Here is a 6,118-nt window from a genome sequence, read left to right as displayed (position 1 = left end):
AGGTATTTACCTTTTTGGCTCTAAACAGGGAGGATAATCAGACTGAAAATTGCGACAATATTTATGCAACACTAGTGTTTGAACATATGTTCATTTTTTTTAAAGTAGTCGATGATAAATGTTCGAAATGATTCGACAGAAGGAGATAAGTGTTTATTTTTCATCCATGATAATCCTATTGTATAGGTTGGAGCCATGTCAGAAATTCTTTTATATTGTAATTTGCATTTTCTACAAACCCAAACTGGTAATAAAGCTACCCCCTGATTTAACATAATAATCTCTAATAAAATATTAAAATCTACTTCAAATAGTATATTTGGTGTAAAGCCAGCTTTCTTGCATAGGTTTGCTGTAAATAATTTATACTCTTTATTATTAGCGAGAGAAATGAATGAATCATTTGAAAGGTCACTTAACTTGATTTCTGATGCATGTACTAGCCGATGATTAGATGGAAGTACTAAAACAATATCCTCTTCTACTAAGGTAATGCTTTCTATATCCTCTTCTTCAAGAGGTGGACATGCTATTCCTAAGTTTATATCCCCTTTTTGTAAGCCTGCACGAATGGTATTTCTTCCACCTAATACTTGTTGGATTTTTGTATGTGGATTTTGACAAATGAATGCACTTAGCAGCCCAGATAAGAATCTTGGATTGGATACAGCTATTTTTATTGTATTTAAAAGTTCATGTTTATTCATGTTAATTTCTGTTTGAGCATTTTCTATCTCTATAAATAAGTTATTTACATGTTTCAAAAGTATTTTACCGGACTCATTTAATTGTATGTTTCTTCCTTTTCGGTCAAATAAGGTAGTTCCTAATTCGTCTTCTAATCTTTTAATGGTAAGACTTAAAGATGGTTGTGCAATATTTAATTGTTTGGCAGCTAATGAAATATGTTCTGTATACGCTACTGTTTGAAAGTACTTAAGTTGAAGGATCTCCATTTATTAAACACCTCATTCATTTAATAAAATAAATACATATATACATTATTATGTATTAGATTAAATGTAAAATTCTATATAAAATATATTACGTAATACGAAATAGAAAAAAGAGGGGATATAAGATGAAGAAACAAATCATATTATTGGGAATGGCTGTTGGGCTATTAACGGTAGCAGGGTGTTCATCCAATGATGCGTCAACAGGGGTTTCAGCAAGTACACATGAGGAAAAGTCTGAGAAGGCTCATTCTGAAGCAGGGCATTTTACTTATGACCACCAAGAAGAGTGGGAATTTGTCTCAGGTGAAATGCAGTCGCCTATAAATATTACTACAGCAGATGTAGAAGATTTTGATGGGGAAGAATTAGAATTAAATTATGAGTCCATCGGAACATCCGTTGAAGATAATGGTCATAGTATTCAAGTTGGGTTAAGTGGAGAAGCAGAAATTAACAATCGACTATTTACCCTAAAACAATGCCATTTTCATGCAGAAAGTGAACATACAATAGATGGAACATATTTTCCAATTGAAGCACATTTTGTTCATGCAGCACAAGATGGAAGATTAGCTGTTATTGGAGTTATGCTCACAGAAGGACAAGAGAATAAAGCCTTTCAACAAATTTTAGATGCAGCTAAGGAAAATGCGGAAGGCAAAGAAAATGTAACAATTGATTCATTCGATGTACAACAACTATTACCATCTAACTTAGATTATTATCATTATTTAGGTTCGTTAACTACTCCACCATTAACAGAAAATGTAGAATGGTATGTATTAACAGAAAGTGTGGAAATTTCAAAAGAACAAATTGAAGAATTCAACAAATATTATGATGATAATAACCGAGATATACAAGATTTAAATGGACGAAAAGTGTTTATTGAAGCATAATTTTTTTAGAATAATTTGGAATGAAAGATAAGAAAAACAGTCAAGAGGCGGATCGGTCTGTTTATCGAGTGGTGTCACCCGGATCCAGCCATTGTTGCCCCTATTGGTGACAGCCACTTTATCATTTCTGCGATTGGCAATCCCTTCATGCAGCTTATCGAGCTTATCCTTCATGGTCTGCTTAATATCTGCAATGAATGGTTCTACATCAAGTGGTACTTTGAGAGCTTGAAAATATTCTTTTTTATGTTCTTCAAAATCTTGCGGTAAGTCTTCGTCCGGATTTCGATATCGACTTGCACCTTCAATCCAAATTTCCTTACAACGAAGTTGGGTTCGTAACGATTGTAAAACGGCAATTTCATAATTGATTTTATTAACCCGTTCGATGCCTCTTGTATCTTTTTCAATAATAATATCCTTCCATTTTGCTTGAATGACGCCATCAATGGGAACGTCGTTTCCAACAGCAAAAAAGCGTTGACCACTATCACTGTACTCCAAAATGACTCCCAGTGCTTCCACAATTGGCTGATATGTTTCATTATTAGAACGGAATGTAAGATTTTTTAAAATCTCACAAATAGCCTTTCGGTAATGACTTCGATACGAGGCGTGCATCTTAGTATAAATCTTCTCTTTATATTCCCGACTACTTCTGGACAGATCCTTGATGATATCACGAATTGTGGAAGAACTTACAATTGGGTATAACGTATCCTGAATGACTCCATCCGGGTGATCAAGGGTTGCTTTCAATAGATTTAAGATATGCTTATTTTTCCCTTGTACTTTTTCTAATTCTTCCACCGTTTCTTTACGTGTCGTATTCTTTGCTTTGTTGCCAAATTTGTGTGTAATTTCATCTAATAAATCCGCCAGTCCGTCAATAATCTCGGATTGCCGATGTGAGAATAAAACTGACAGAATGGTATAACGAATGGCTGGAGGGTGTGCACGCAGTTCTGTGGCGGTTTCAGTTGCAGCACGAAAGCGATACTTAGTGACAAGTTTGGGCGCCAGATGATCAAAAAGGCCCTCAGGGATACCCAGGTTCCGGATGGCTAATAACTTCTGTAATTCTATCTCCATTGTGGCAACACTTGGCTTACGTGGGGAAGACAAAAGATCCCGGAAAGTCATAATCTCACGGTTTTCTGTTTCTTGTCCCTCATTGACATGGGAATCCAATAAGGCATCAATTTGATGGCATGTTTCGAGAGATAGTTGCTCATATGTAGTCTCATACAGCTTTTTTTCAAAGGTATCAATTACGGAATCAATAGTTCGTTTTAAACTCCCGGGGGAAGGAGGTTCTACTTTCTGTTTGCGAAAGAAGCCATAGGATTGATTGGTTAAGAAATCAATATCATGTGTCAGGGATACTTGCTCTGCCAACCATTCGCTTAATCGTTCATTATCCGCACCTGTAAGCTCTCGAAAACCAAAAAATTCTCTTATCGTGTTACGATGTCGAGTATAAGTTTTTTCTTTTCCACCCCATCCATACTCTTCAAATCGATCTGGGGATACATCTATTTGTTTTGCAATATATTCAATAATAACTCTTGGAATATCTTGTTTTGTCGTTGGGAATTTTGCTTCCTGTTGGAAGTATTTCAATAACAGGGCAAAACCCAAACGGTTTGCCTCGGTTCTATTCCCCATAAGTAAATTTAGTTCATCTGGTATGAGTATAAAATCAGTTATAAGCTCTTCTTCAGTCCAGTTTCGTTTCAATACTTTCCCCTCTAATCTATGGTGTTTATTTCTAGTATAATTTTGATAGGGAAACACCAGCAAGAGAGCTAAAAGAATTAATTTCATCTGTTCATTTTACATTTATTGTAATCCTTATGACGGACTAGAGCAGTAACCCTGTGATCGAGCCTAACACTGGTGTTAAATTCATTAATTTGCTCAACAATAATACTCCCATCTTCTTTATAGATTTCTAATATCTTCATTTGTTTCCTCCTTTACTTCTTCCTTCGTGATGTTCCCAAGTTATGTCGGGATTTATCCAAAAACATCAAAAGGTTTTCCGTTCTTTTTTCTTCTAGTTTCAATAGTCCAGATCCAATCATAAAGATCAACAAGATCAAATCCTTGTTTTTTTAATTTTGTAGGGAATTCCTCAGGATGATCCCTTAACCAATACATTTTTTCTAAAGCACCTGGCATTGAACCAAAACTATATATTGATTGGCTATATACCTTTTTGCCCTGACGATTACTTTTCTTTAATAAAATATACACTTTCCCTTTTGCTTTTTGTTTCACTAAAAATCCAGGTGTTGTTTTTCCTTTTTCTCTCAGAAAGAACATCCCCCTTCGGTTTTACTACACACCATACAAAAATAAATGTAGTAAAACTATTAAAGTGTGAAATTTTCCATGGTTTTCCTTATCTCATCAGACTCAATACCAATGTATTGCAAAGTTTGCGATTGGGTAGTATGACCAAATAATTTCATTAAATAGTACACATCTTTTGTTCTTTGGTAGTAATGATAACCAAATGTCTTCCGCATCGAATGTGTTCCCCAAGCCTCTTGGTTTATCCCACATCCCAAAGCAGCATCACGCAAAATTTTATCGGCCATTTGTCTAGATATCGTTTTTTCTCCTTCTCTACTTGGAAACAACCAATCAGAATCGGCCATTCTTTGTGTGTATTTATCAATCTCCCTCTGTAAAACAACATTAAAATAAATCTCAACAGTATGTTCAGTTTTTTTCATCTTTATTTTGGTCACATCTTTCCCCCGTACATCTTTTACACGAAGGCGTAAAATATCACTAATACGTAATCCTGTATTAATTCCAAAATAAAAAAGAAAGTAATTTCGATAAGACGAATGTCGCAATAACCACTCTTTTATTTCATCAATTTTTTCTAATGATCGAATAGGGTCTTTTGCTCCTGGTTTTCGTCCTCCCTTCTTCATTTTTCATCCCTCCTTATTTCCACCGATGACTCATAATATGTAAAACTCAATTATATTATAACTTTATTTTGTATAATTAACAATGATGATTTTATCTTTTCAAACACAAAAAGACCCCATACACCAAGTAAACTTGAAGGATGTATGGGGTTTATATGAGTTTGCTAAAATATAATAATTGTAAAACTGCCATTAATAAAAAACTGTTCATGTAGGATTCCCGTCATAGTCTCCCTTAATTTCTACTTCTGCATCCAAATAAGATTCATCACTATCAGAATCTTCATCATTTACGTAGCTTCTGCACTTGGCATAAAGCCATATGTTTATTGGACGGTTATTAACGATTTCGATCTCATCAAAATCAACATGTCTCATGAGATAGTCTTCAATGATCATCTTTAGGTCTTCCTCATTTATCTCGATTTTCCGTTCAACAAATCCTTCCTGACTATAATATTTGATTGGATATATGGTACGCATTCTCCGTCCTACTTTCATCCTGTATTGTTGTAAACTCATTTTACAGTTATATAATCTTTTAACTCACTCTGAATTAATTGTATTGCAACTCTACTTAAAACAATCTTCCCATTAGCTAAACTAACATTATCATCACTGATTTCACCAGTAAGTACACAGGCTTTTGCATTTAGTACTTTTGTAAAATAATCTGTTCACCTTCAGTATATATTTCTAAAGGATCTTTTTCGTTAATACCCAATGATCTCCTTAACTCTTTAGGAATAACCACTCTACCCAACTCGTCTACTTTTCTAACAATACCCGTACTTTTCATACAACCAACCTCCATAAATTTATTATAAACTCTAAATCCCACTACACACTCTACACCAGGATCCACATTTTATCAGTAATTCCTATATAAAATAAAAAAGTTAAACTTGCTACAGGCGCAATTAAATACCCAAATAATTTAGATTCTTTTATTTCTATAGGATTCTTAACGAATGACTTCACAGAGAAGTTGACAGCCGCATGAGCAATATAGTAAAAAAACAGTGTAAGCAACCCCACACTAAACCAATCGAATAAATATTCTTTCCCTATCCCATTCGAAAGTGTAAGCAACCCTCCATCAACTTCTTTAACAAACTCACTTACAAACCAAAGAGAAAGCATAGAAGTTATTATACCTTTTGAAAACTTATGTATAAATAATTCCATGGGTTGACTACCTTTCCATTTATGATCCACAAATACAACATTTATCAGTATAATCATCAATGTGAAAAATAAAATAACACCAAAAATCACTATTCGTTTCCTCCTCTCCAGATAAAAAATT

7 protein-coding genes and 2 pseudogenes are annotated in these 6,118 nt (G+C 34.2%); 1 reads left to right on the top strand and 8 read right to left on the bottom strand.

Annotated features, from left to right (window positions below; genetic code table 11):
• Positions 1-71: 71 nt before the first annotated feature.
• Positions 72-956, bottom strand: coding sequence for a LysR family transcriptional regulator (locus tag H9655_RS21720; protein ID WP_191817315.1), 885 nt, complete (start codon positions 954-956; stop codon positions 72-74).
• Positions 957-1,081: 125 nt separating this feature from the next.
• Between H9655_RS21720 and H9655_RS21715 the strand changes: the two genes are divergently transcribed.
• A complete protein-coding gene (locus H9655_RS21715; protein ID WP_191817314.1) occupies positions 1,082-1,858 on the top strand; it encodes a carbonic anhydrase in 777 nt (258 codons plus the stop codon).
• Between the two features lie 45 nt (positions 1,859-1,903).
• Here the strand turns inward: H9655_RS21715 and H9655_RS21710 are convergent.
• The 7 genes and pseudogenes from H9655_RS21710 to H9655_RS21675 all read right to left on the bottom strand — a co-directional run.
• Positions 1,904-3,598 (bottom strand): annotated as a pseudogene (locus H9655_RS21710) (DUF4158 domain-containing protein); the annotation flags it as partial.
• Positions 3,599-3,681: 83 nt separating this feature from the next.
• Entirely contained in the window at positions 3,682-3,825 is a 144-nt protein-coding gene (locus tag H9655_RS21705; RefSeq protein WP_191817313.1) for a hypothetical protein, read from the bottom strand.
• A gap of 52 nt (positions 3,826-3,877) precedes the next feature.
• A complete protein-coding gene (locus tag H9655_RS21700; RefSeq protein ID WP_191817312.1) occupies positions 3,878-4,141 on the bottom strand; it encodes a hypothetical protein in 264 nt (87 codons plus the stop codon).
• Positions 4,142-4,236: 95 nt separating this feature from the next.
• On the bottom strand, positions 4,237-4,809 hold the full coding sequence (locus H9655_RS21695; protein WP_191817311.1) for a tyrosine-type recombinase/integrase: 573 nt from the start codon (positions 4,807-4,809) through the stop codon (positions 4,237-4,239).
• A gap of 207 nt (positions 4,810-5,016) precedes the next feature.
• Positions 5,017-5,292 carry a hypothetical protein gene (locus H9655_RS21690; RefSeq protein ID WP_191817310.1) on the bottom strand — a complete coding sequence of 92 codons (276 nt, stop codon included), beginning with the start codon at positions 5,290-5,292 and terminating at the stop codon, positions 5,017-5,019.
• Between the two features lie 35 nt (positions 5,293-5,327).
• A pseudogene (locus tag H9655_RS22595) lies at positions 5,328-5,608 on the bottom strand (AbrB/MazE/SpoVT family DNA-binding domain-containing protein).
• A gap of 50 nt (positions 5,609-5,658) precedes the next feature.
• The gene (locus tag H9655_RS21675; RefSeq protein ID WP_191817308.1) at positions 5,659-6,087 is read right to left on the bottom strand and encodes a hypothetical protein; all 429 of its coding nucleotides are present in this window, start codon (positions 6,085-6,087) and stop codon (positions 5,659-5,661) included.
• Positions 6,088-6,118: the final 31 nt, after the last annotated feature.

Origin of the sequence: Cytobacillus stercorigallinarum (assembly GCF_014836495.1) — a bacterium.
Taxonomy (GTDB): domain Bacteria; phylum Bacillota; class Bacilli; order Bacillales; family Cytobacillaceae; genus Cytobacillus; species Cytobacillus stercorigallinarum.
This window is presented reverse-complemented; position numbering and strand designations above follow the sequence as displayed.

What these genes read in the sequence shown, in the direction of transcription:
- H9655_RS21695 (WP_191817311.1), bottom strand. Translation starts at nt 4,809, where the DNA reads ATGAAGAAGGGAGGACGAAAACCAGGAGCAAAAGACCCTATTCGATCA.
- H9655_RS21715 (WP_191817314.1), top strand. Translation starts at nt 1,082, where the DNA reads ATGAAGAAACAAATCATATTATTGGGAATGGCTGTTGGGCTATTAACG.
- H9655_RS21720 (WP_191817315.1), bottom strand. Translation starts at nt 956, where the DNA reads ATGGAGATCCTTCAACTTAAGTACTTTCAAACAGTAGCGTATACAGAA.
- H9655_RS21690 (WP_191817310.1), bottom strand. Translation starts at nt 5,292, where the DNA reads ATGCGTACCATATATCCAATCAAATATTATAGTCAGGAAGGATTTGTT.
- H9655_RS21705 (WP_191817313.1), bottom strand. Translation starts at nt 3,825, where the DNA reads ATGAAGATATTAGAAATCTATAAAGAAGATGGGAGTATTATTGTTGAG.